At 70.9% G+C, this 23,823-nt stretch carries 19 protein-coding genes; 11 read left to right on the top strand and 8 right to left on the bottom strand.

Going from position 1 to position 23,823, the window contains the following annotated elements; genetic code table 11:
* Nucleotides 1–77 precede the first annotated feature (77 nt).
* On the bottom strand, nucleotides 78–749 hold the full coding sequence (locus ACWGIF_RS20795; RefSeq protein WP_453499395.1) for a hypothetical protein: 672 nt from the start codon (nucleotides 747–749) through the stop codon (nucleotides 78–80).
* Between the two features lie 404 nt (nucleotides 750–1,153).
* On the bottom strand, nucleotides 1,154–1,315 hold the full coding sequence (locus tag ACWGIF_RS20790; RefSeq protein ID WP_453499393.1) for a hypothetical protein: 162 nt from the start codon (nucleotides 1,313–1,315) through the stop codon (nucleotides 1,154–1,156).
* A 774-nt stretch (nucleotides 1,316–2,089) separates the two neighbouring features.
* On the opposite strand from ACWGIF_RS20790, the gene ACWGIF_RS20785 reads away from it, so the two are divergent.
* From ACWGIF_RS20785 to ACWGIF_RS20755, 7 genes are all read left to right on the top strand, one after another.
* On the top strand, nucleotides 2,090–6,754 hold the full coding sequence (locus ACWGIF_RS20785) for a HEAT repeat domain-containing protein (RefSeq protein WP_453499391.1): 4,665 nt from the start codon (nucleotides 2,090–2,092) through the stop codon (nucleotides 6,752–6,754).
* 145 nt (nucleotides 6,755–6,899) lie between these two features.
* Entirely contained in the window at nucleotides 6,900–7,397 is a 498-nt protein-coding gene (locus tag ACWGIF_RS20780; protein WP_453499452.1) for a DUF2975 domain-containing protein, read from the top strand.
* Nucleotides 7,397–7,645 carry a helix-turn-helix domain-containing protein gene (locus ACWGIF_RS20775; RefSeq protein WP_453499389.1) on the top strand — a complete coding sequence of 83 codons (249 nt, stop codon included), beginning with the start codon at nucleotides 7,397–7,399 and terminating at the stop codon, nucleotides 7,643–7,645. Before ACWGIF_RS20780 ends, ACWGIF_RS20775 begins: the two co-directional genes overlap by 1 nt.
* A 54-nt stretch (nucleotides 7,646–7,699) precedes the next feature.
* Nucleotides 7,700–8,266: a TetR/AcrR family transcriptional regulator gene (locus ACWGIF_RS20770; RefSeq protein ID WP_453499387.1), complete on the top strand. Its 567-nt coding sequence runs from the start codon at nucleotides 7,700–7,702 to the stop codon at nucleotides 8,264–8,266.
* 100 nt (nucleotides 8,267–8,366) lie between these two features.
* Entirely contained in the window at nucleotides 8,367–9,845 is a 1,479-nt protein-coding gene (locus ACWGIF_RS20765; RefSeq protein ID WP_453499385.1) for an MFS transporter, read from the top strand.
* 40 nt (nucleotides 9,846–9,885) lie between these two features.
* Nucleotides 9,886–10,326, top strand: a complete 441-nt coding sequence (locus tag ACWGIF_RS20760; protein WP_453499383.1) for an SRPBCC family protein — start codon at nucleotides 9,886–9,888, stop codon at nucleotides 10,324–10,326.
* A 178-nt stretch (nucleotides 10,327–10,504) separates the two neighbouring features.
* Nucleotides 10,505–11,866 (top strand): carotenoid oxygenase family protein, encoded by a 1,362-nt coding sequence (locus ACWGIF_RS20755; protein ID WP_453499381.1) that lies wholly within the window; start codon nucleotides 10,505–10,507, stop codon nucleotides 11,864–11,866.
* 32 nt (nucleotides 11,867–11,898) lie between these two features.
* Here the strand turns inward: ACWGIF_RS20755 and ACWGIF_RS20750 are convergent, their stop codons facing one another.
* Complete coding sequence (locus ACWGIF_RS20750) at nucleotides 11,899–12,096, bottom strand: hypothetical protein (protein WP_453499379.1); 198 nt, start codon at nucleotides 12,094–12,096, stop codon at nucleotides 11,899–11,901.
* A 180-nt stretch (nucleotides 12,097–12,276) separates the two neighbouring features.
* On the opposite strand from ACWGIF_RS20750, the gene ACWGIF_RS20745 reads away from it, so the two are divergent.
* Nucleotides 12,277–13,680, top strand: a complete 1,404-nt coding sequence (locus ACWGIF_RS20745; RefSeq protein WP_453499377.1) for a hypothetical protein — start codon at nucleotides 12,277–12,279, stop codon at nucleotides 13,678–13,680.
* A 210-nt stretch (nucleotides 13,681–13,890) separates the two neighbouring features.
* Here the strand turns inward: ACWGIF_RS20745 and ACWGIF_RS20740 are convergent, their stop codons facing one another.
* The 3 genes from ACWGIF_RS20740 to ACWGIF_RS20730 all read right to left on the bottom strand — a co-directional run bounded on the left by ACWGIF_RS20740 (nucleotide 13,891) and on the right by ACWGIF_RS20730 (nucleotide 15,932).
* Nucleotides 13,891–14,247 carry a hypothetical protein gene (locus ACWGIF_RS20740; RefSeq protein WP_453499375.1) on the bottom strand — a complete coding sequence of 119 codons (357 nt, stop codon included), beginning with the start codon at nucleotides 14,245–14,247 and terminating at the stop codon, nucleotides 13,891–13,893.
* Between the two features lie 112 nt (nucleotides 14,248–14,359).
* Complete coding sequence (locus tag ACWGIF_RS20735; protein WP_453499373.1) at nucleotides 14,360–14,590, bottom strand: response regulator transcription factor; 231 nt, start codon at nucleotides 14,588–14,590, stop codon at nucleotides 14,360–14,362.
* 268 nt (nucleotides 14,591–14,858) lie between these two features.
* A complete protein-coding gene (locus tag ACWGIF_RS20730; RefSeq protein WP_453499371.1) occupies nucleotides 14,859–15,932 on the bottom strand; it encodes an AraC family transcriptional regulator ligand-binding domain-containing protein in 1,074 nt (357 codons plus the stop codon).
* A gap of 633 nt (nucleotides 15,933–16,565) precedes the next feature.
* On the opposite strand from ACWGIF_RS20730, the gene ACWGIF_RS20725 reads away from it, so the two are divergent.
* The 3 genes from ACWGIF_RS20725 to ACWGIF_RS20715 all read left to right on the top strand — a co-directional run bounded on the left by ACWGIF_RS20725 (nucleotide 16,566) and on the right by ACWGIF_RS20715 (nucleotide 20,847).
* Nucleotides 16,566–17,732: an alanine--tRNA ligase-related protein gene (locus ACWGIF_RS20725; RefSeq protein WP_453499369.1), complete on the top strand. Its 1,167-nt coding sequence runs from the start codon at nucleotides 16,566–16,568 to the stop codon at nucleotides 17,730–17,732.
* Between the two features lie 361 nt (nucleotides 17,733–18,093).
* Nucleotides 18,094–19,317, top strand: a complete 1,224-nt coding sequence (locus ACWGIF_RS20720; RefSeq protein ID WP_453499367.1) for a cytochrome P450 family protein — start codon at nucleotides 18,094–18,096, stop codon at nucleotides 19,315–19,317.
* A gap of 243 nt (nucleotides 19,318–19,560) precedes the next feature.
* Nucleotides 19,561–20,847, top strand: coding sequence for an extracellular solute-binding protein (locus ACWGIF_RS20715; RefSeq protein ID WP_453499365.1), 1,287 nt, complete (start codon nucleotides 19,561–19,563; stop codon nucleotides 20,845–20,847).
* A gap of 26 nt (nucleotides 20,848–20,873) precedes the next feature.
* Here ACWGIF_RS20715 and ACWGIF_RS20710 read toward each other — a convergent pair whose 3' ends face one another.
* Together ACWGIF_RS20710 and ACWGIF_RS20705 are read right to left on the bottom strand one after the other, a co-directional pair.
* A complete protein-coding gene (locus tag ACWGIF_RS20710) occupies nucleotides 20,874–22,229 on the bottom strand; it encodes a hypothetical protein (RefSeq protein WP_453499363.1) in 1,356 nt (451 codons plus the stop codon).
* Between the two features lie 93 nt (nucleotides 22,230–22,322).
* On the bottom strand, nucleotides 22,323–23,618 hold the full coding sequence (locus tag ACWGIF_RS20705; protein ID WP_453499451.1) for a DUF2254 domain-containing protein: 1,296 nt from the start codon (nucleotides 23,616–23,618) through the stop codon (nucleotides 22,323–22,325).
* Nucleotides 23,619–23,823: the final 205 nt, after the last annotated feature.

Here is a 23,823-nt window from a genome sequence, read left to right as displayed (position 1 = left end):
CGGACCAGGCGGGATGCGCAGGAGAGTGGTTTGGACCAGCCGGTTGCGTTGGCCTCGTCCGCGCGGAGCCCGAGAAGTCAGGCGCCGGTGCCGGCGAGGCGGCGCATCGTGTCCATGAGCTCGGGCGGCGGAGCGATGCTCATCGTCTTCGTCTCGTCGTCGAAGACGGTGATCGAGGTCAGGGTGCCCGCCTGCCACCAGAACACCCGCGGCGAGAGGCGCCCGGGCCCGTCCTCGTAGGCGCCGAGGCCGAACTGGGCGAGATCGTTGACGGCCTCGCCCACGTGGCGGTCGGCGAGCGGGTAGAAAACGAGGTTGTGCCGGTTCGGGACCGTCAGAAGCGCTCCCTCGGCGGGCAGTTCGGGACCGCCTGCGGCGCGGACCGCCTCTTCGAAAACGAGCGCCTTGCTGGCGGCGTACACGGAGTCGCCGCCGATGATGTGGAGTACGGCGCCGCCGGGCCGCTGGAGCGTGTCGTAGCCGACCGGTTCGGCGAGCAGGTTGCCGCGCGCGGCGGCGTAGAGCACGTCACGGTCCACCCGGGCGACGTCCTGGTCGTCCAGCAGACGGACGTTGTCCGGGGTGTCGTACGCGATGCCCTCCAGCAGGTCGGTGGCGACGGGGCGCAGGTAGCCGAACTGGTGCGCAGCCTCCGGCGGTATGGACTCGGCGGCGGCCAGTCGCAGGTAGACGTTGCGCAGCGGGTCCGCGGCGGTGTCCGGGGCGGTGGGAGGACTCTGGTCGGTCATGCGCGCTTCCTTGGGCAGTGATGGTCGAGGTCGGGCGGGCCCGGCGTGGGCGACCGCCGGGCGGGACCGGCGCTGCCGTGCGGACCGGCTCCGGGCACTCAGGGGCGTCCCGGCCAACCTGCCGGCCCGGCTCCATGCACGGCGCAGGGGGCCGTCGGCGAGGTCACGTGCCGGGCGAACCGGCGGAGCGCCCTTGCCGAGTGCGTCCCTGTCTGAGGGTCAGGTCCGGGATCAACCGGACACCCGTACCGTAGCAGCGCGTTGCGGAGCGCTGCGGTCCGGGCCGGGGGCGGGCCGGTGTGAGCGGACCGGCTACAAACGGGCGGAGCCGGCGCACGGAGCCGGCACGCGGATCAGGCGGGCCGGTGCTGCGAGCTGCGCTTGGCCGTCGTGGTGATCGAGGGTCAGGTGTCGGCCGAGACACGCAGCTTGTCGTGGTCCGAGACCGCGGTGTCGAGGGGGAGGACGTCGGCGCTCGCCGCCTGGAAGTGCGGGATGCTGAGGAAGAGGTAGTCGAGCTTCTTCGCGCCGAAGGTCGCCTCGCCCGACCGGCATGCAGGCGTCACGGCGGGCGGGCAGACGGCGGGATCGAACCATTCGGGGTCGCTCTCGTCGGCCTCGGTGAAGGACCCGTCGGCGCCGTCCCCCCGCTCCGGCCGGTAGAAGCGCGACAGCGTGGCCGTGCCGGGGGGGGGAGTGGATGACGTCCCCGCCGAGGACGACCGTGAATCCGTCGTCCAGCCACTGGCGTGCCTGCGCCGCCAGCCGGTCGGCTCCGGGCACCGCGAGCGTGCCGTCGTCCCAGTACAGGTGGACCGAGCAGGACCAGGTGGGCCGTTCCTCCAGGGAGCTCAGGGCGCAGGGCACCGGGATCGGCTCGCGCTCGCCGCCTACCGTCAAGCCGAGTGCGGCCGTCTCCACGACCGGCCCGCGTACCAGAACCGGCGTTCCCGTACGCGTGGCCCTCGCAGACGGCCGGGTTCCCGGCCGGGAGCGTGGCGCAGTGGAACCCGGCGTAGCCGAGCGGGCCCAGCCGGTCGAGGAGCCTGCGGTACTGGTGCTCGCAGACCTCCTGGAGGAAGAGCCGGTCGGCACCCCAGCCCCCGGATCCGCCTCGGCGGCCACGGCCCCGCCCGGCGGGCCGGATCGTACGGGGGACCGGAGCACATGTGGCCGCAGATGTTGTAGCTGGTCAGCCGCACCCTCCCGGCCACGGCTACGGCAACGGCAGGGGCAGTGGCAGTGGTCACCCGGGGAAGGCCGGGCGCATCGGCGGGGTGCGCAACGCATCGGGTGATTCTCGCTGGTGGGGGCAGGAACGTCCCGGTTAGCATCCGACGATGACGACGCCCGCAGACAAGCCCTTCCACGATGCGTTGCGTCGCGCTGACGTCGCCTGGTCGACCAGCCGTCTTGATGCGCAGCTCTGCACGCCGGCCGTTTTCGGAGCCCTGGTCCGGCATGAGGATCCCCGCCTGCGGCAGCTGGGGTTGGTCCTGTTGAACGAGCGCGTCATGTCGGGCCGTACGGGCGGCGAGCTCGAGATGACCGAGTTCGCGGGTCTGCTGCCGGTATCGCTTGAGGGATCACCGGAGGCGCTGCTCGTCCTGGCGCGGCTCCATGAGCGCCTGGGACCGTATCTCCCGGTGACCCGCCACCGGCCGTCGTGGCGTACGGCCGAGCTGCCGGCACGGGTACGGATCGCCTGGCTGCGCGCCGAGCTGGTGAACGAGCCGACCGTGATCCGGAAGGAACCGCCGGGCGAACTGCTCTACCAGGCCGTGCGGGAAACGACCGCCGCCTGCGCGCACCGGCCCGAGGAACTCGTGAACGAGCTGGTGGACAGCGGCGACCCGGTGTTGCAGGCCGCGGCGCTGCGGCTGGCCCGCGAGGGGCTGCACGCCGGCCTGCTGGCTCCCGCACGGGTCCGCGAACACCTGCTCGGCCTGCTGCACGCGGGCAGCGCAGACGTCGCCGTCGCCGCACTGGGCGAACTCGGCGAGCCGTGGGCGGCGTTGGATTCCCTGCCGTCCGGCCGCCTGACTCCCTTTCTGGCCGCCGATGCGGCGAGCGCACATCCCGAGGTGGCCCGTGCCGCACTCGCGGCTGCGGCCCGTCACGGGCATCGCCGCCTGCTGTGGCAGGTCATCGACGATCCGGATCTGCCACCGGGTTTTCGCCGACGCGGAATGGAACTGTTCGGTGACCTGGCGGAACGCGGTGACATCGACGCAGTGACGGCCATCGCCGCACGGGACCCGTTGCTGTTCGGCGGGCCGGCGGTGACATGCCTGCGCGGGCTCCACCGGCGCGGGCACTTCCCGGACGGTCAGCACGTCCCCTCCCTCATCGGCCTGGCGCTGGCCGATCACTCGATTGCGCCCCGAGAGGTCGCGACGATCCTGTTCACCTGCCGGCAGGTGATGTTCCGGGTGCTGATGGACGCGGCCGCCGACGATCCGAGCTGGCCGCGGCGGCTCACGCTGCTGGTCGCCCTGGCCCGGCAGGGGACGGGGGAGCTTCCGATCGCGGACGCGATCACACGGCTCCTTCCCTCGGCTCCCGTGCCGGGGCCGTTCCTCGACGCGATCCGTGCGTTGCGCCCCTCGGCCGCCGCGGCCGCCGAGGCCGCCGAGGCCGCCGAGGACGCCGAGGACGCCGTGATCGCCCTCCTGCCCTCGGTGCCCGCAGCGGCCCTGGCGGCTCTGGAGGCCATCGGCGGGCAGCGGACGCTGACGGTGCTGAGGGAAGGGCTCGGTCTCGCCACGGCGGAGACGGCGGGCGTGATCGCGCCGCATCTCCGCCCGGTACGGAACCACGCTCTCGAGGTCGTGTGGCATCTGACCGACGATCCGTCGCAGCGGCGCGCCCTCCTCGTCCGTCTCGACCCCGCCGATCTGCCGGCCCGCATCGCGGCGGATCTCGGAGGTCCGGACGAGCAGGAAATGGCCCTCCTGAGTTCCCATCTGGACCCGGACGACCCGGTGACGGCTCTGTGCAGACTGGCCGCCCACGGCGGCGCCGGCACGCTGCCGGTCATCGCGGACCTGCTCCTGCGCATCGTGGCCGAGCTGGCGGCGTCCCGGGAGCCGGGCGGGGCCGCCCCGCGCCGCGACGGCGGACAGCCGGCCGGGGAGCCCGTCGTACCCCAGGAGATCCTGGACGCCGTGCACGGTCTGGGCCGTCGTCTCCACGAACGGGGACGGATCAGACCGTCCTGCCTGCTCGACGCGGCGACTGCACGAGAGGCCGGACACGCACTGGTCGCCACCATGGCGCTGGATCTGCTGGACCGGCCCGGTCTGTCGAGCGGTGAGCAGGCGATCCTGCTCCAACTTCTGCTCCGCGCCCCCTTCGCGGGCACCCGGGCGCGGGCGCACCGCCTGCTCAGGCACCGCGACCGGCACGTGCGCAAGCACGTGATCGCCCTGCTGGCCCGCGACACCACGGGGGACGACGCTCACGCGCTGTCGGCGACCCTGATCACGCTGACCGCAGCCCAGGACGTCCAGACCGTCCGGCAGGCGCTCCTCGCCCTCGGCCACGCGCGGGCCCGCTGGGCCTCCACCGCCATCGCCGCATGTCTCGGTCATCCGAACATGAACATCAAGAAGACCGCCGCCGCGGTTCTGGTCGGTGCGGGCAGCCCCACGGCGGTACCGGCTCTGCTCGCCTGGCTCGGGCGTCACGACAATCCAGGCTTGCGCAGCGCGCTGATCGAGGCGCTGCGCGCCATCCTCGGCGACGCATACCCGGCGACCGTCCTTGCCGCCGCCGAACACAGCGAAGACGCCCGCGCCCGCGAACTGCTGCTGGAAGGTCTCGACCGCACCCTGTCGGCGCGCTCGGTCCGTGCACTGGACGACCAGGCGTCACCGGTCGCACCGACCCTGCTCGCCCTGGTGGCGACCGGCCGGGTCGGCCTCGCCTCCGGGGCGATCGGGGACCTGGCGGCGATCATGGCACAGCACGGGATCACCCCGGCCGCCGCGCCGCGGTCGGCAGCCGAGATCGGAGCGGAGCTCGACGTCACGTCGCTGACGGCCGAGGGCTGGAGTCCGTCGGTCGCGCTACGCATCGCCGCACGGCGCGAGCCGGTACACCCCGCCCTCCTGCGGGCGCTGCGGCCGATGCTGCCGGACTGGCTTCGCCTGGCCGGCTCCGAGCCCGCTCTGCGAGGCCGCGTACTGCGACTCACGTTCCGGCTCTGCCCTGCGCCCTGGACGCCCGAGGAACTGGCGGCCTTCGCCCGCTGCACCGGGGTCCTGCTCGACGGGCTCTCCGAGGCCCCCGCGGAAGACCGGCACGACCTCATGGCGGTACTCGAGGCGGTCGCGCCGACTCTCCCCGCGGCTCTGAGGCCGGCTGTCGCCGACGCGGTACGCGCGCTGCCCGCCGCACCCGCGGGCGGCCCGTCCATCCTGCCCCTGCTCCGCAGCCTCGGTGCGGTGCTGGTCCGCGCCGACCTTGAGCAGTCACTCGCCTCGGTCCGGCTGAACGCAAACCCCCGGCAGGCCGAGGCCGCCGTGCTGCGGGACGCGTTCGCGGTCCCGCAGTCCCCTGCCGTCACCGCGCCGGCCGAGGCCGAGGAGTGGAGAGCCGCGCTGGATGCCGCAGCACGCACACCGGGCGCCCTGGGGGAATTCCGCCGACTCTGCCGGAGTCGCGACGGCATCCCAGGCTCCCGGGACCGCCTGGCCGCGTTGATCGATGTCCACGCGTTCGCCGGCCCCGGGGTCCGCGCCGCCCTCGTCGACTGGATGACCGACCTCCAGCCTCTCGACGCACCACCCTGGACCATCACCGAGACGATCCACGCACCGGCGCCGCGGCAGCGGACGGTGCACGTCGACGACCTCGACCAGCCGCGTTCGACCGCCCTGCGGGAGCGCCTGCTGGCCATGCTGCAAGCACAGGAATCCGCTCCGGACCGCCGGCACACTGCGGCCCTGGCGCTCCTGGAGTGGCCCGAGCCCGAGACCAGACTCCCCGTGCTGCGAGCATTCCTGCAGGGCCGCATCGACGTACCAGTGGGGGCCGACCTGGCCCGCACCCTGTGCGCCTTCGACGAGACGCAACTGCGTGCGCACGACATCCTGCACGACCGGGTGGCTCTCGTGGCCGGCCGGCTCGACCCGTGGGACCTGGAACCGCTGGCGCCGTTGCTGCTGGAATGGTGGGAGCACGACCCGCCGTCCAGCAGCTCGGCAGCCGGGCGGGCGCTGCAACGGGTCCCCGCCGACGCGTTGGCGGAGCACCTGGGCGACCGCCTCGACGCCGGCGCCTGGGGGTTCCTCGACCTGCTCTGCGGGCGATCCCTGCTGCGGACCCCGGCTTTGACGCAGACCCGTCGGCGACTGCGCGCCGAAGGCCGCGACGACCTTGCGGACAGGCTGCTCCTCGTCGACGGTCCGCTGCGCTGCCCGGACTCCGTTCGGCAGGACGCCGCCGCGCTGGCGGCGCTCCGTGACCGGGCGCCGGCCGCACCGACAGGAGCATCGCAACCCCCCTCCCGCCAGGAGCTGTTGGCCATGGCCCGTACCGGCGACCCGGTGCGGATACGGCAGGCACTCACGCGACTGGCCGAGGGACACGGCGGCCCGGACCCGGACCAGGACCCAGGCCTGCGGGACCTGATCGGTGAGCTGCTGTGCCACCCCAGACCCAGGGTCCGGCTGCACGCCCACCGGACCTCGCGGGCCATGCTGGACCGGCAGACCTATCTGCACCACACGTCGATCTTGCTGGACGACCCCCAGCCGGACCTGGTGCGCACGGCGATCCGGACCCTCTGCCACGCGGCCTGGGCACCCGCGATCCCCGCCGTGACCGGCATGCTGGAGCACTCCCATCCCGCCGTCCGCAGGGCTGCGGCCGAGGGGCTCATCGCCATGGGCGCGCCGGCGATCCCCGCTCTCCGGCATGCCGCCGTCCACGTCCGCCCCGACAAGCGCTCCCTCTACACAGACGTTCTCGAACAGATCACGACCGCCGAGGCCGAGTAGCGCCCTTACGTTCTCCCCGCGCCGCCACACCTCCCACGCACGCACTCCAGTTCTCCCGCGCTCTCCGGGCAATCGTCGTCACGGCTTGCCTCTCCTATCGAATATCGATAGTTTTTCATCGTAGGTCGATCGAAGGAGAGGGATGATGGGAAAGCTGCCCGTTCTTGCGCTGCGCGCCGTGCTCGTGGTGCTGCTCGCCGGCTCGGTGTTCGTGGAGGCGGTCATGGTGCCCCTGCTGGCCGTCGATCTGGAGGGGCTCGACGCGGACGTGGCCCACCTGCGCACGCCGTTCCTCCTGATCACCGTCCTCGGTGTCGTGGCGAGCCAGGTCGTCCTGGCGTGCGTGTGGCGGCTGGTGACGATGGTGCGACGTGGAACGGTGTTCTCCCACGCTGCCTTCCGGTACGTGGACATCGTCATCGGCGCATTCGTGGTGGCGGCCCTCCTGGTGTTCGCACTCGGATTCCTTCTCGCTCCGGGTGAGGCCGTTGCCCCGGGTGTGGTCCTCCTGCTCGGCGGGGTCGGGCTGGCGGTTCTCGGGGTCGCGCTCATCGTGCTCGTGCTGCGGATGCTGCTCGCCAAGGCCGTCGCGCGCGACGTCCAGGCGGCCCGGTTGCAGGCGGAACTGGACGAGGTGATCTGATGCCGATCGCCGTTGACATCGACGTGATGCTGGCCAAGCGCAAGATGTCCGTCGGTGAGCTCGCCGAACGCGTGGGGATCACTCCTGCCAATCTGGCCGTACTCAAGAACGGCCGCGCCAAGGCGGTGCGCTTCACGACGCTCGCCGCGCTGTGTGAGGTGCTCGAATGTCAGCCCGGAGACCTTCTGCGCTGGCAGGCCGAAAGCGCCGCGGAGAGTGACGTCGAGGGGGCGGCGCCGAGGGGCTGACGTGAACCGGGGGAAGGGCTTGACCGGTGAAAGTGTGAGTGGTTAAGTACTCACATGAAGCCGGAACGTCCCCGTCAGTTGTCCACCGCCGAGGAGCGCCGCGCAACGGTGCTGCACACGGCCATCGGAGCCTTCGCCGCACGCGGCTACTTCGGCACCACCACGACCGAGGTCGCCAAGGCGGCCGGTATTTCCCAGGCGTACGTCTATCGGCTGTTCCCCAGCAAGGAGTCGCTGTTCGTCGCCGTCGTGGAGCACTGCTTCGTGCAGGTGCGGACCAGTCTGGAACGGGCCGTGGCGGAGGCCCGGGGGAGCAACGCGGAAGCTGTGCTGGCGGCCATGGGGGAGTCCTATGCCAGGCTGATCGGCGACAGCGACCTGATGCTGATTCAGCTCCAGGCGCAGGCTGCGGCGGCCTCGGAACCGGCCGTGCGTGAGGTCGTGCGCCAGGGCTATGCCCGGCTGGTGGAGTACGTGCGCGGCGCCTCGGGCGGCAGTGAGCAGCAGGTCCAGGAGTTCTTCGCCCGCGGCATGCTGTGCCACTTGATCGCCTCGACGGGGGCGGACCAGGTGGACGCCCCCTGGAGCCGGACTCTGTCGGCGGGCATCAGGCATTACTGAGTCCCCGACCCGGTCCGGTGGGCACTGTCGGCGGGGCGTCGTCGCCCCGCCTCTTCTTCGGCCCCCTTAGTGAGTGGTTGACCACACAATGAAGCGTGTCGTGCGGAAGCACCCCCGAACCACCGCCCGCCCCGGGGCCGCCCTCGCGGCACTGGCGGGGGCCCAGTTCACCGTCATGCTCGCCACGTCGATCGTGAACGTGGCCCTGCCCCGGATACGGGCCGGCGTCGGCCTGTCGGACAGCGGCACGATCTGGGCCGTCAACGCCTACGGTCTCGCCTTCGGGGCGCTACTGCTGGCCGGTGGCCGGGCGGCCGACCTTCTGGGCCGCCGCCGGGTCCTGCTGGCCGGCCTCTGGCTCTTCGGGGACGCGTCCCTGGCGGCCGGCCTGGCGACCTCGCCCATGGCCCTGCTGGCTGCTCGCGCAGTGCAGGGCCTCGGCGCCGCCGCGATCGCCCCGGCCGCGCTCGCGCTGGTGATGGACCTGTTCCCGCCCGGTCCCGGGCGGGGCAGGGCTCTGGGGGTATGGGGGGCGGTGTCCGGCGCCGGCGGCGCAGCCGGGGTACTCCTGGGAGGCGTCCTCACCCAGGCATGGGGCTGGCCCTGGATCTTCCACGCCGTCGCCATCGGCGCGTTCCTCGTCCTGGGCGCCGTAGGGGTTTTCGTGCCCTCGGTGCACGTGCCCTCGACGCCCGCGACCGAGCGAGGACGGTTCGACCTGCTCGGCACCGCGACCGTGTCGCTCGCGCTGACGTCCCTCGTATGGGGGCTGACGACCACACGCCGCTCCGGCTGGTCGGACACGCAGGTGCTCGGGGCGTTCGCCCTCGCGACCGTACTCCTTGCAGTGTTCGTCCTGGTGGAGAGACGCCACCCGAATCCGCTGCTGCCCCCACGCCTCTTCACCACTGGGCGGGTCGGGGCGGGGAACGTGCTCATGACGCTGTTCGGGTCGGTCTGGATCGCCCTGTTCTTCTTCCTGCCGCTCTACCAGCAGCAGGTGCTCGGCTCCAGTCCGCTCGTGACGGGCCTGGGCCAGCTTCCGCTCGCCGGAGCCAACATGCTCGGCTCCACGCTGGCGCCGAGGATCTCTCGCCGTATCGGAGCGACGGCGACCGTGACGGCGGCCCTGATCGCCGAGGCCGGCGGGCTGTTGTGGCTCTCGCGGATCAGCGCCCAGGGCAGCTATCTCACGGACGTACTCGGGCCGAGCGTCCTGATCGGCCTGGGCCTGAGCATCGCCTTCGTCCAGCTCACCGCGCTCTCCGTCGAAGGGGTCCCAAGAGCGGACGCGGGCCTGGCCGGCGGGTTGGTGAACACCACCCGCCAGGTCGGTGGAGCGATCGGCCTCGCCGTACTCGCCGTTCTCGCAGGCTCCGTCACCACCGACGCCGCGGCCCACCGGCCGCACCTGGAGGCCCTCACCGCCGGCTACCGCACCGCGTTCGCCCTCTCGGCCGCCGTCCTCACCGCCACCGCCCTCCTCGCTCTGCTCCTCCCGCGCCACGGCCGCCCGCACAGCCGGGCAGCCGAAACGATTCCCGCGCAGCAGGCCGCCTCGCGCACCCACACGTCCTGACCCGACCCGCACGAACCGTCACCACGAGAGGAAACCCGCCATGTTCACCATCGACGAGAACGCCCCCGTCGTCGCCCGCCTGTCCATCGTGATCGACGCCCCGCTGGAGGCGGTGTGGCACCTGCACACCGGCATCGGCGCCTGGGCGAACTGGAACAAGGACGTCGACCAGGCCGTCCTCAACGGTCCCCTGGTGCCGGGCGCCTCCTTCACCTGGAAGACCCACGGCCTGGACATCACCTCCACGGTCCGCGAACTGATCCCCGGTGAGCGGATCGTGTGGGGCGGCCCCGCCAACGGCATCACCGGAATCCATGTGTGGACGTTCGCGCAGACCGGCGACCAGACCACCGTCCACACAGAGGAGTCCTGGAGCGGCGCCCCCGTCGACGCGGCGCCCGAGGAACTCGGCCTGGCCCTGCACGGGTCCCTGCAGAGCTGGCTCGCCGCTCTGAAGTCCCAGGCGGAGCAGGGCATGTGACTCCGTCCCCGGCCCACCACCACGCACCCGGCCCACCACCACGCACCCGGCCCACCACCACGCACCCGGCCCACCACCACGCACCCGGCCCACCACCACGCACCCGACGCACCCGACGCACGCCACGCACCAGGCACCACCACCTGCGCCCCGCACCACGAGAAGTGAGGTTCCCGCCATGACCCGCAAGCCGTTCCTGACCGGCCACTACGAGCCCGCGGTCGACGAGGTCACCGCCACCGGGCTCACCGTCGAGGGCAGCCTGCCGCCGGAGCTGACCGGCCGGCTGATCCGCAACAGCCACAACCCCAGGCCCGGCGTCACCCCCGCCCACTGGTTCAAGGGCAGCGGCATGGTGCACGGTATCCGCCTGCGTGAAGGACGTGCCGAGTGGTACCGCAACCGCTGGGTGCACACCCCCGCCCTGGACGGCGCCCCCTACATGACCGAACACGGACCCGACCTGACCGCCAGCACCGCCGGCACCCATGTCATCGAGCACGCCGGACGCCTGCTCGCCCTGTGCGAGGCCAACCTCCCCTTCGAACTCACCCCGGATCTCGACACCGTCGGCGCCCACGACTTCGGCGGCAAGCTCCACAGCGCGATGACCGCCCACCCCAAGGCCGATCCGGTCACCGGCGAGCTGCACTTCTTCGGCTCCTCACCCTTCCCGCCCCACCTGATGTACCACGTGGCCGACGCCCAGGGCGACATCACACACAGCGCCGAGGTCCCCGGCGCCACGGCCTCCCTCAAGCACGACTTCGCCATCACCCGACAGCACATCGTCTTCATCGAAGGCACGGTCACCTTCGACCCGACCGAGCACTCGGGCATCCCCTACGGCTGGAGCGATGACCAGCCCGCCCGCATCGGCGTGATGCCCCGCGGCCCCGAAGGGGCCCGGCGCATCCGCTGGTTCCCCATCGAGCCAGGCAACATGCTGCACGCGGCCAACGCCTACGAGGACAGCCAGGGCCGCATCGTCCTGGAAGGTCCCTGCGTCGACCGCGAGGGCTTCCACCTCTCCTGGAACTGGTGGGTCGGCGCGCCGGGCCGAGGCACCGAACCCAACTCTCGCTCCTCCACGCGCCGCTGGGTCGTCGACCTGGCCGCCGGCAGGGTCGACGAGCAGGTCACCGACGACCTCGCCGTCGAGTTCCCCACCCTCAACGACGACTACCTCGGCACGGAGCATCGCTACCAGTACGCCGTCTCCTTCCCCGACCAGCACGGCTTCGGCGGCTACGGCGTCGTCAAGTACGACCGCACCACGGGCGCCCGCCGCATTCACCAGGTCGGCGACGCCCGGCTGCCCAGCGAGGCCGTCTTCGTCCCCGCCGCCGGAGCCACCGGTGAAGACGAGGGCTACCTGCTCACCGTGATCTCCGACCTCAAGCAGGACGCCTCCCAGCTCCTCGTCCTGGACGCCTCCGGCCTCGACAGGATCGCGGCCGTCCACCTGCCCCGCCGCGTCACCGCCGGCATCCACGGTTCCTGGATCCCCGACACCGCCCTCGACGGCATCCGGAACTGACGCACTCGTGGCTCGTCCCGGAGTGTTCCGACTCAGTCGATCGGTTTGCCGTTGGACTCGCCGTCGACGCAGATCCATGAACCCTTGGTGGACTCGTACTCCACAGTTCCGCCGCCGTCCATGCACGTCTGGCCGTCGATGGTGGGCACGGCAGCCTGTGCCACAGGGGCCATGGTGCCGAAAGCGACCAGCAGCGCGGCGGTGATGAACCCGAGAAGTCGTGTACGCATCAGGACCTCCATACAAAGGACGAGCGACACGGTCCTCACCAGCTTCACCCCGGACTGTGCCGAGGCGCGCCCCCGTTTACTCCATTCGAGTGACGGGGCGCCCCCGTCGTTGCACGGGAGGCACCCCCGGGACACCCCGCTCCAGGGGCGTTCGCCCACGTTCGGGCGCAGCCTGATGCCATGGAGAACAAGCCCGCTGTAGTCGTAAGGCCACCGGATGACATCGGCTTGCGGAAAGTCGTGATCGACGGCAAGTCCGCGGGCAAGGTGCTGTGCCCTCACGAACTGCAGAGGGTCCTGCAACGTGCCGGCGTGGCACCTGACACCGACATCGAATGGCACGGCGGAAACTGCACCGTCTGGCCGGCTCGCAACTGGAAACGGCGGATTACCGGCACCTTCATGGCGCTTGGCTTCCTGGCCGCTGCGGCTCTGTGCGGCTGGATAGGAGCGAGGGACTCCGTTGACGCCCTCACCTTCGCCGGGCGGGTGACAGGGTTCCTCTTCTTGTTCATGGCCGTCGTGGAACTGATCGCCTTCGCGGCTGTTTTCGACTATTGGCGCAAGCGGAGAATGCAGTATTCGGGGCCGGTCCTGTTGCTCGGAGCACTGGTCGAACTTCTTGTCGGTTCGGTGCTGCTCCTCATGTACCTCGCCAACAGGGACAGGCCGTCGTACGCGCTGTCCTTGCTGCTCTGGGTAGCCCTCATAGTCTGCGCTTCGTGGACTCTGTGGGAACTCTGCAGCCGCCGGGTGTGGAAAGTGCTCCGCTATCCTGGGCGAATCGCGATCGGGACGATCGTCTCCACGGTCCTCGTCATCACCAATCTGGCGTATACGCAGGTGTATCTTCCCTCCATGTCCCGTCCGCTGGTGCAGGGTGCGGCCGAAATCGGGAAGCCAAGCCTGAACAAGGATGGGACGAAGATGTATCTGAGGGTCCGTCTGTACCTGAAGAACTCCGGCGAGGTTCCGGTCCACATCCTCGGCAGCATCTATTGGATCCATGTCAAGCTCGCGAGCGATCCGAAGGACAAGTACAAATTGCTCAAACCTGGCGAGCTGGTCAAGCCGCCGGGGCGGGAGTTGAGTCCGGAGGAGGAAATTTCCGAGGATGTGGTCGTTGAGATCAAAGACCCCGGAAAGCTTGACTATGAAGCGGTCACGGCCCAGGTCGAGGCTTACGCGTTCAGGCAGGACAGAATGACGATCGATGCAAATTACGACAAGTCCGGGAAGTGGCGGGGGAAGCTCAAGGCCGAAGGGAAGGACGACGATCCTCCCGGGCCCCTGCCCGCCGAAAAGGAATATTTCAGATACCAGTCCGGAATCTCGCAAAGCAGTGAGCTTCTCAATATGACGCGAGGCAGGGAGCGTGTGACGGTCTGGTGGCTGTACCGTCCCAGGCCGGTCGTCTATGTGGACGTCGCGAGCCCGGGCGAAAGGAAGGTCTTCGACCTCAACAATCCCAAGGAGCAGAGGCAGGCGGTTGATCGATACGGGCTGGCATTCGTGCGAGGCTCGATGGCCCAGACCCCGTACGCGCAACTACTGAAGGAGGCTCAGGCTCAGCGCCCGCGCTGATCCTGACGACGACGGCCCGCGCTGGACCCGGCGACACTCGGGTTGCCAGGTCCGACGCCGCCGGCCGCGACTGGCACTCACGGCAGGTCGGTACGTCCCAGCCGCGCCGGTTTCACGGGTATGCCGTCCTCGTCGCGCACCACCGCCCCCGGCCGCACCTCGGCCGTCACGGCGCCCTCGCCAGCGGCCCTCATTGCCCGGCCTCAACGGTCACCCGCTCAACGGCGAACCCCAGGCGGGATCGTGTCGCGATCTTCTCATCAGGCGGGTCAGCAGGTGCTCCGCCGTGTGGGGAGCGGTGCCCTGCGGGGCTCCGGCCGCAATCAGCGCGGCGCCGAGCCTGGACGGCGCCGTCTCCGGCACGTCCAGGTCGTCGAGCAGGGGGAGGAGCAGCAGGAGGCGCGCGGCGGAGTCCTCGACACCGCCGGCTGCACGGCACGGGTCGTCGGCGATGCGGACCAGTTCGTGCCACGTCAGCCCGGTCGCCGAGACCTCCGCAGCGCTCCCGTCCGGAGGGGTGCGGAGGTAGTCGGTTCCGTAGTCGCCGACCAGGTTGCGGAAGATCACCACGGCTCCGGGACCGTGTGGCACGAGCCGCCCACGGATTCGATCTTCCGTCGCCGCACCGTCACTCGGGGACGAGTATGGTCACAGAGAGCGTCGAGTTGATGCCGCTGAGTCACAGTCCGAGGGTCATGGCCAGTCGGGTGAGCTCGGCGGTGGTGTGGACGTTCAGCTTGGCGCGGATGCGGCGGAGGTAGGCGTCGACGGTGTGCTTGGAGAGTCCCATGTGGCGGGCCGTCTGCAGGTAGGTGCGGCCGGCGGCGATGTGGCGCAGGGCCTCCTGCTCACGCGGGGCCAGGGTGGCTGCGGGGGCCTGGGTGTGCGGCATGGTGAGGGTGAGGCTCATGGGATTTCCTCCGCCGGATCGGCTCGGTCATCGCTGCTCACGCCTTCGGAAGCAGAGGGCTGAATGCCCTGTTTTGTTCCTATATGAAGAGCCTGGCCGAGTGACTTCGCGAGCGTGTCCGCCGACTGTCACAGGCGTGTGACAGGCCACGCCGCATCGTGCGCGCACCGGTGCGGGCGGTCGGTACCCGGCATGTGGCGCCTTGCGTCGTCCTCGGTACGGAGGACGGTGCTGCGGTCACCGGGACGATTCGGCCGGAAGAGACGGCCTAAGCCGGCCCGTGGCCCTGCGGCGGCTTCGTGCCGCTGAGCGGATGGCCGGTGCGGCGCAGGGCGGCGGGTGTGGTGCCGTACCAGCGGTGCACCGCGCGGCGCAGAGCGCGGGCGTCGGCGTAGTTGCTTCGGGCGGCTATCGCGTCGATGCCGAGGTCGGTGCTGCAGAGCAGCCGCGTGATGTGGTCGCGCCGTAGGGTCTCGACCTCGCTGGTCCACGTGGTGCCGTGTTCGTCGAGGCGGCGCTGGAGGGTTCGCGTGCTGATGGCCATGCGCCGCGCCACCGCGGCCAGCGTGGCGGTCGCCTCCTCGTGGGCGGAGGCGAGGGCGGTGCGGAAGAGGTCCAGCCAGTTGTGCAGCGGGATCGCGCTGGCGAGCGTCTGCTCGGCGTGTCTTCGCAGCACGGTCGACAAGCCGGGCTGGGCGCGTGGTGCCGGGGCGTTCAAGTCGGAGGCGAGAAAAGTGATCGAGCTGACCGGGGCTTCGAACTCGATGGAGTTCGTGCCGTAGAGCTCGGTCAGGGCGTGGTGCCGGCGGGGTGTCCTGGCGGCCAGCGTCACGTGGACGGGAACGAGGCGCCGCTGTGCGGCATCGCTGAGACGGCGCAGGTACAGGCCGAGAGCGCAGGCGCGGACGGCACAGGCCGCCTCGTGGGCCAGGTCGGCCTCGTTGATGTGGCTGATGGTGATCCGGTCACCGTCCTCGGTGATCCGGAGGGTGTCCGTGCTCACGTCCACGACAGTGGCCAGATAGGTCCCGGCGTCCCGGATCCCTTCGAGGGGAGTGGGCGCGGAGGTGATCAGGTAGTCCCAGACCCCGAGCGAGCCGATGGTCGACTGCTGTGCCATCAACTGGGCCACTTCGGTCCAGGGAGTGTGGACGGTCGCCAGTTCGGTGATGCGGATGCTCGTGACCACGGGGGGACGGCACAGGTCGTCGTTGAGGTGCTCGGGCGCCAGGCCCAGCAGGTGCGCGTATCCGGCCGGGGGTAGGCCCAGCAGACGTGCGGCGTTGACATTAAGCCGGGTGAGGGCGGAGGAGGTTGTTCCCTGATGCGCATGCGAGACCACAGGGGCTGAGCATAGACCAGCGTGAAATACCAGAGCAGCGCCGGTAGTCGGGGCCTTGTGTCCCCAACGCGGCGCGAAGAGTCCCCCTGTGGCGCGTTCGGTCCCCTTGCTGGCGCGTGGTGCCATGGGCCGAGTGCCCCTCTCGGCCCTAGCGTGGTGATCGTTCTCGCACGGTGCGCGTGACCCGGTGAAGCGGGGGCATCTCCGGCGCGGAGTGCGGAAGGTGCCCGGCCGGAACGGAGCCCCCCCACGGGGGTGGGGGGCGCCCGGGATCCAGTGGAACGGGTCACCTCCTGCACTCCGCGCGTGTGCATCGCAGGGGTGCGGGCAGGGGTCCGGCACCGTCGCCGGGCGCGGCGGTGAGCGCTGCGGTGTCGGGGTCCGGGACGCTCCGGCGGAAATGCGGGTGCTTCGGCGGCAGGGCCGCGTTATGGTCCCTGCATGAACGTCACAGGCCCTCACACCACCGCGACCGGGCGAGCGACCAGCTCGCCGGTTGCCGCCGCCTGACGTTCGATCCCCGGCGACCGGAAACGGTCCGTCGGTGGTGTCGTGGCGCTCCTGCCCCCGGCCGGTGACTGCACGGTCCCGTTCTCCGGTGCCTCCCCGCTGTGACGCGAAGGAGCCAACCCCATGAAGACCGAAGTCCTGTTGCGTACGTTCGTCGAGTACTTCGAAGAGCGCGGCCATCGCCGGATCGGCGGATCGACGCTGCTGCCACCACCCGGAGACCCCGTGCTCTTCACCACCTCCGGCATGCACCCCCTCACCCCGTACCTGGAGGGCCGCCCCCATCCACTGGGCAGGCGGCTGGTCAACGTCCAGCGCTGCCTGCGCACCACCGACCTGGAGGAGGTCGGTGACGCCACTCACCTCACGGTCTTCGAAATGCTCGGCACCTGGTCGCTGGGCGATTACGGAGGTCCGCTCAGTCTCGACTGGGCCTACGAACTGCTGACCGAGGGACTGGGCGTCGACCCCGGCCTGCTGTACGCCACCGCCTATGCCGGCGACGGACGGACCGGGCCGGACACCGATTCCGTCCGGCTGTGGCAGGAACGCGGCGTGCCCGTCGAACTCACCGTGGACGACAACTGGTGGTCCAACGGGCCCGTCGGGCCGTGCGGTCTCGACTCGGAGATCTTCCTGTGGAGCGGCGACGGCCCACCCCGGTCGACACCCACCCGTGACGACCGCTGGGTGGAGGTGTGGAATCACGTGACGATGAGCCACCGCCGGCTCGACGACGGTTCCCTCGTGCCTCTTCCCCAGCGCAACGTCGACAGCGGACTCGGCCTGGAGCGGCTGGCCTCACTGCTGCAGGGCAAGTCGTCCGTCTTCGAGTGCGACGTATTCGATCCCTGGCGCCGCCTCGTACCGGCCCTGTGGCCCCTGGACGAACCGTCGCTGCGCCTGGTCTGCGACCATCTGCGCTCGGCCGTCGTGGTGCTCGGCGACGGCGTGCGCCCGGCCAACACCGGTCGGGGCTACGTGCTGCGACGCCTCCTGCGACGGGTGCTCACCGTCCTGTGGCGGGACGATCCCTCGCGCGGTGTGGAGGACCTGCCGGAGGAACTGGTCCGGCACACCCTGGACCACTTCCGGCAGGACATGTGCCCGGGCGACGTGCTGCGGATGCTGCTCGAGGAGGAGAGCCGGTTCCGCCGGCTTCTGGAGCGCGGCCGGCAGGTCCTCGCCCGGCCCCGCTTCCGAGGCCCGTTGACCGAGGAGGACTTCCACTACCTCCACGACACCCATGGTCTGCCACGCGACCTGATCACGGGCTTGCGGAACGAGTGAGAGACGCGGGCGCGTGCGAAACGCGGGCGCAAGCGGGCTGCCCGGCGCAACGCGTCCTCCGCACGCGTTGCGCCCCGCGGGTCCCCGTGCGTCCCCGTGGTCCCCGTGCGTTCCCGCGGTCAGCCGACGAGGGCGGCGAAACGTGCCGGGACCTGCCCGCGCGGCGGCCAGGTCCCCGCCGTTCGGCCGCTGCTTGTCGCTGCCGCCGACGAGTTGAAAGTCGGTCATGCGGGAGTGGAGCCTGCTGTAGAAGACGCCCGAAGCCGAAGGTCGACGCGCAGGGCTGCAAACCGGTATTCGATGAGCTTCAGGTGTATAACAGCACTTTCCGTAGCGAGGGTGACGTACTCCTGGAGGCATCATGAGCGAGCGGCCGGTCCTTCTGCCCTACGCCGACCCGGCCTTCGTCGCGGACCCCTTCCCGCTGTACCGGCGCCTGCGCGAGGACGGCCCGGTGCGCAGGGTCGTCATCGCGGGCGGCCTCGACGCCTGGCTCGTCACCCGCTACGAAGACGGACTGGAGGCCCTGTCCGACCCCCGCCTCAGCAGCGACGTACGTGACGCCTCCGACGCCCGCCTCCTGGAGCAGCTGCCCGACACGGAGCGCGAGTCGATCCTGAGCAACATGCTCCGCAGCGACCCGCCCGACCACACCCGCCTGCGCCGCCTGGTCTCCAAGGCGTTCACCGCCCGCAGAGTGGCCGAGATGCGGCCCCGGATCCAGGCCGTGACCGACCGGCTGCTGGACGCGGTCGTCCCGGCCGGGCGCGCCGACCTCGTCGCGGACTTCGCGCTGCCGCTCCCGGTCACGGTCATCAGCGAACTGCTCGGGGTGCCGGTGGACGACCGCCACGACTTCCAGCGCTGGACCGACCGCATGATCATGCGGGGCGCGGAGCCGCCGGATCCCGCCGTGGTGAACGAGGCGTGGCAGCACATGCGTGCCTACGTGACGGAGCTCATCCAGGCCAAACGGGCACAGCCCGGCGACGACCTGCTCAGCGGCCTCATCACCGCCCGCGACGAGGAACAGCGGCTCAACGAAGACGAGTTGATCGCCATGGTGTTCCTGCTGCTGGCCGCCGGCTACATCACCACGGTCAACCTGATCGCCGGCGGCATCGCCGTGCTGCTCGCCCACCCCGAACAGCTCGCCCTGCTGCGGGCCGACCCCGAGCTGCTGACGGGCGCGATCGAGGAGATCCTCCGCTACGACGGCCCGGTCAGCCCCGGCATCGCCCGGTTCGCCCGCGAAGACGTCGAGATCGCGGGCGTGACCGTCCCGCGCGGCGCGACCGTCCTGATCGCCTCGGCCGTCGCCGACCGTGACCCGGCACGTTTTCCCGACCCCGACCGCCTGGACATCACCCGGCAGGACAACGCCCACCTCGCGTTCGGGCACGGCGTCCACTACTGCCTGGGCGCCCCGCTGGCCCGGTTGGAGGGACACGTCGCGATCGGGACCGCGCTGCGCCGGCTCCCCGGCCTCGCGCTCGCCGTGGAGCCGGACGAGATCCGCTGGCGCCCCGGCGGCCTGCGCGGACCTCTGAGCCTGCCGGTGACCTTCACCCCCGGCGTCACGTAGGGGAAGCGGCGCGGCAGCTCCGGGCGACGCCCCTGTCCACGCGCGTCGGAACGGCCGATCGCATGTGGGAAGACACCAGCGGGAAGAGGCTTGATCGGATCATCGGCCACACATGTGCCAGCAGTGGAATCAATCACTCCAACCTCGGGAGAGAATTCCGGCCCGGGCCGTCTACGGGGTACCCCCAGGCCCGATGTGACATGCGCAGTGACGAGATCCGAGCGAAAACAGGGGAACACACCCGTGCGACGAAGGATTTTCGGTGCGGCCGCCGGTGCGGCCGTGCTCGGCTTGCTGATACCCCTGTCCGGCTGCGGCAGGGGGGATGAGGGCGCGGGGAAGAGCAGCACGCTCCGCCTGGTGGCCGCCGAGTACGGCGACACTCCGGCCACCAGTTCCAAGGCCTACTGGGACAAGGTGACCGGTGATTTCACCGCCGCCAACCCCGGTATCAAGGTCGAGGTCCAGCTGCTGCCGTGGGCCGACATCGACCGAGAGGTCTCCCGCATGGTCAAGGCGGGCAAGGCGCCGGACGTGGCGCTCATGGGCTCCTATTCGGACTTCGCGGCCCGGGGGAAGCTCTACTCCGCGGAGGAGCTCCTCTCGGTCGGTGCCGAGGCGAACTTCCTGCAGCCGCTCGCCGAGGCGGGGACCGTCAACAGCCGCCTCTACGGCCTGCCCTTCGTGGCGAGCAGCCGTCTCCTGTTCTACAACGAGGCACTCTTCACCAGGGCCGGTATCGCCGCGCCGCCCAAGACCTGGTCCGAGCTCAAGGCCGCCGCCAAGGCGCTCAAGGACAAGGGCGTGAAGTACCCGTACGCCCTGCCCCTGGGCCCGGAGGAGGCGCATGCCGAGGCGCTCATCTGGGAGCTCAGCAACGGCGGCGGCTACGCGGACAGCAGCGGCAATTACAGCCTGGCCTCCGAGCGGAACATCCGAACCTGGCAGTGGGTCAAAGACAGCCTGGTCGGCCCCGGCCTGGTCGGGCCCACCGCGCCGGCGCAGCTGAACCGCGCCGACGCTTTCGCCGCCTTCCTGCGGGGCGAGGTCGGCATGCTCAACGGCTACCCTTCGCTCGCGCACGAGGCGGCCGCGAAGGGCATCGGCGTCGGCACTGTCGCCATGCCGGTCTCGGACTCGCTCGGCTCCGGGGAGAGCCCGCCGGCCGTGGGCGTGGCCGACTGGATGGTGGCCTTCAATCAGAACGGCAAGGGCGCCGAGATCGGCGCGTTCCTGGAATTCGTCTACCAGGACGAGAACCTGTCCGACTTCGCCGGCCGCTATCACCTGCTGCCGGCCACCGCCTCCGCCGCGCGCACCCCGGCCGGCGGCGGCCTCAGCCGGACCGACGAGGACTTCCTGAGCGCACTGCGGACCGCCCGGCTCTACCCGGTGAACGACCCGTCATGGGTCACGGTCAGCGACACGATCAAGCGCAACATCGGGCGCGCCGTGGAACCGGGCGGCGACCCGAAGACCGTCCTGGAGGACATCGCGAGGAAGGCGGTGGAGGCCGGCGACAAGAGCTGAGGTCCGCCCCGGCCCTGCTGCCGCCGTCACCGGGGTGGCGGTTCGTGCACTCCCGCCTGCGCCGTGGTGCGGTCGGTCCCGTTCTCCCCGAGGAATTCCGCCAGTGCCATCGCGAAAAGGAGGACGAGTACGATGCAGACGATGACCAGGCCGGTCGGGTAGCTCCACAGGATGAAGGTCAGCACGGCCGCGGCGACCAGGATCCAGGTGATCCAGCCGCGGTGGCGGTGGACGAACGGGCCCACCGGGCCCGTGCGCAGGCCCGCGCGGTCCGCCGTGGAGCGGACGGCGCCGATGCCCGAGTGCCACCCCTGCCGCACGAACGTGGCCCAGCGGCCGGGTCCGGTCAGCCAGGCGGCCAGCGCGATCACCACACCGAGCACCACGGCCATCCGGACCGTCGTACGGAGGTAGCGCGTCATGGCGTCGTAGATGCTTCCCGCCGCGGGCTGCGAGACGCTGTCGGGCAGCGCGTTCAGGTACACGACGCGGAAGACGGTCAGGCCGACGCCGAGCATGAGCGTGGCGAAGGCGAAGCCGAGTGCCGCCGCCACGAGAACGTGGCGGCGGTGGCGGGAGAGGAGCACGCCGGCGGCGATCAGCAGGACCGAGAGCACCGGAAGCCAGGTGCCGGCGATCTGCAGGAGGCGGAAGTAGGTCTTGACCTTGCCGATGTTGTCCGCTCGCAGGACGGTGAAGTCGGTGTGCACCTCGGGGATCTTCGCGGCCACCGTCATTCCCTCGTCGACGAGGCGCTGTTTCACCTGATCGACGACCGGGCCCAGGTCCACGGTCACCGAGTCGTTGTTGATCTTCACGGCGCCCCCGCCGCTGCCCGTGAGGGCCTTGTCCACCGCGGTGTGGATGCGGCGGTTGGCCTCCGTCCAGATCCGCTCGAACGTCTCGGAGGCGACGATGTCCTGCGCCTTGTCGTGGACGAAGCTGCGGACGGCGTTCTCCAGCGAGTCGCCGAGCTTGCCAAGTGCCTTCTCCACGAGGGGCCGGTCGGCGGGTCCCACGCCTTCCAGCAGGGCCGGGAGGTCGATGTGTTCCATCACCGCGTTGGTGACCCGGTTGGCCGCTGCCGCCTGGATGTCCGGGTCGGACGCGAGCGGGGCGACCGTCTGCACGTAGCGGTCCGTGTCGCCGACCTCGCTCGACGCCCACGCCGCGACGGCCGCCAGCGGGGCGAGCACGCAGCCGATGATGATGAGCAGGGCGGCGAAGAACGACTTCCACCGGTGCCGGGGCTCCCGGGCCGCCTTGTCGGTTTCCAGAGCCGCCACCCGTGTGCGCAGCTGTTCGAGTTCAGAGCGCTCCGCGTCCGTACCGGGATCGCGTGCGGGCTCCCTGCCGGGGGCGGTGGCACCTTCGTCCGTCATGGCGCGTCCTCTCCTGCCCGTGGGGGTTCACATTGCAGGGGACCTCGTGCAGCGGGCGGCGGCCAGCGTTGCGCGTCCGAACGAGTGAACGGCTCATCGGGAGGGTGCGCTCGGGGGTCGCAGCCCACCGCCGATGCCCTGCCGGTCGGCGGTCTGCGCACTGGCGCGGCGGGCGGGGTCGGTGAACGCGCGCAGGACGGCCTCGTCGAGGAGAGCGAGCTCTGCGCGCACCGCGGGCAGACGCTCGGCCGGCTGGCTCTCCAGCAGGTCCTCCAGCAGCGCGCGGAGCCGCCTGCACACCTGGAGGGATGTGGCCCCGTACTCGCGGATCTCGGTGACGCCGACCTGGAGGTAGTCCTCCCAGCTGCGGCCCGGCACCACCAGCCGCGGCCGGCCCCGGTCGTCGGCGAGCACGTACCGGCCGCGGAGCCGCGCTCGGCCGACCGTGTGCAGGAACATGTCGATGTGGTTGAGCACCTGTACGGCGGTGGTGGGGTCGTTCACGGCGGGGGACAGGGCCCGGATGGCGATGTCGACGAGGATGCGCAGGGCGAAGGCCGGATCCTGCTCGATGGTGCGCTCGGTTCCTAGGGCGACGAGTCCGGTCACCCGCCGCGCGTCGGGCGGCGGCGTGGAGCCGTGGGCCTCGACCAGGGTGGTGCCGGGCGGCACGAAGTCGCCGACCTGGTGGGCCAGTACGAGCACACAGTCGTTGCGGGCCGCGGCGGCGATCAGCCCCGCCGCGTCGAACGCCTGGATGACTCCGCCCCGCTCGGAGCGGATGTGGGTGACAAGGCCGGCGGGCGGCGGAGAGGCCCCGTCGCCCGCCGCATGGCGGTGGATGCGTTCCGCCCCCCGGACGAGCACCTTCTGGCCCAGACGCCCCACCAAATCGGCGATGGCGACGGGTCGGAGGTTGTGGGTGAAGCGGTTGAGGTAGATGAGCAGCAGCACGAGGCTGACGGAGACCGCCACGCCGGACAGGGTCACCCCCAGGTCGGGGACGGAGTCCGACTCGATGCCGCGCAGGAGGGAGTAGGCGTAGGCGAAGGTTCCGGTGAACGTGGCCAGCACGGCCTTCTGCAGCCGGTCACGGTACCACAGGCGCATGTACCGCGGGGACAGGGTTCCCGTGGCCTGCTGGACGACGAGTACACCGATGGTCACGACGAACCCCAGCAGCGCGACCATGGACCCGACGACCGAGCTGAGCACCGTGCTCGCCGTCGCGGCGGAGTACTGCCAGGTGTCCGGCAGCCAGCCCGCTCCGTCCGCGTCGGCGGCCCATTCGGCGAGCACCGCCCCGAGCAGAAGTCCGATCAGGGGGACGATCCACAGGCTCGCCTTGGCGTACTGCCGCAACCGGAAGCGCGACGCCCAGGACATCATCGTCCGCACCCGCGCAGTCCACACCGGACGCCCGCGTGGGTTCCGGGAGGCGGCGCAAGGGTCCACAGCACGGGCAGCCTCCGGATTTCGGCGGTGCGACGCGGCCTGAACGGCCAGTTCGTGCGGTCCCCATGCTAAAGCCGTTCTCGGGCGGGTGCAGAGGCGGCCTGAGGGAGGCCTGCCCGGCAGGCCCCCGGCCTGAGGG

The sequence above is a fragment of the Streptomyces sp. NPDC054849 genome, assembly GCF_053610945.1.
The sequence above is the reverse complement of the archived record's forward strand: the minus strand, read 5'-3'. Positions and strand labels throughout refer to the sequence as shown.

Excerpts from the sequence above, each read along its gene's own strand:
- ACWGIF_RS20795 (WP_453499395.1), bottom strand. The coding sequence starts at position 749 with ATGACCGACCAGAGTCCTCCCACCGCCCCGGACACCGCCGCGGACCCG.
- ACWGIF_RS20785 (WP_453499391.1), top strand. The coding sequence starts at position 2,090 with ATGACGACGCCCGCAGACAAGCCCTTCCACGATGCGTTGCGTCGCGCT.
- ACWGIF_RS20780 (WP_453499452.1), top strand. The coding sequence starts at position 6,900 with ATGGGAAAGCTGCCCGTTCTTGCGCTGCGCGCCGTGCTCGTGGTGCTG.
- ACWGIF_RS20775 (WP_453499389.1), top strand. The coding sequence starts at position 7,397 with ATGCCGATCGCCGTTGACATCGACGTGATGCTGGCCAAGCGCAAGATG.
- ACWGIF_RS20770 (WP_453499387.1), top strand. The coding sequence starts at position 7,700 with ATGAAGCCGGAACGTCCCCGTCAGTTGTCCACCGCCGAGGAGCGCCGC.
- ACWGIF_RS20760 (WP_453499383.1), top strand. The coding sequence starts at position 9,886 with ATGTTCACCATCGACGAGAACGCCCCCGTCGTCGCCCGCCTGTCCATC.
- ACWGIF_RS20755 (WP_453499381.1), top strand. The coding sequence starts at position 10,505 with ATGACCCGCAAGCCGTTCCTGACCGGCCACTACGAGCCCGCGGTCGAC.
- ACWGIF_RS20750 (WP_453499379.1), bottom strand. The coding sequence starts at position 12,096 with ATGCGTACACGACTTCTCGGGTTCATCACCGCCGCGCTGCTGGTCGCT.
- ACWGIF_RS20745 (WP_453499377.1), top strand. The coding sequence starts at position 12,277 with ATGGAGAACAAGCCCGCTGTAGTCGTAAGGCCACCGGATGACATCGGC.
- ACWGIF_RS20735 (WP_453499373.1), bottom strand. The coding sequence starts at position 14,590 with ATGAGCCTCACCCTCACCATGCCGCACACCCAGGCCCCCGCAGCCACC.
- ACWGIF_RS20725 (WP_453499369.1), top strand. The coding sequence starts at position 16,566 with ATGAAGACCGAAGTCCTGTTGCGTACGTTCGTCGAGTACTTCGAAGAG.
- ACWGIF_RS20720 (WP_453499367.1), top strand. The coding sequence starts at position 18,094 with ATGAGCGAGCGGCCGGTCCTTCTGCCCTACGCCGACCCGGCCTTCGTC.
- ACWGIF_RS20710 (WP_453499363.1), bottom strand. The coding sequence starts at position 22,229 with ATGACGGACGAAGGTGCCACCGCCCCCGGCAGGGAGCCCGCACGCGAT.
- ACWGIF_RS20705 (WP_453499451.1), bottom strand. The coding sequence starts at position 23,618 with ATGATGTCCTGGGCGTCGCGCTTCCGGTTGCGGCAGTACGCCAAGGCG.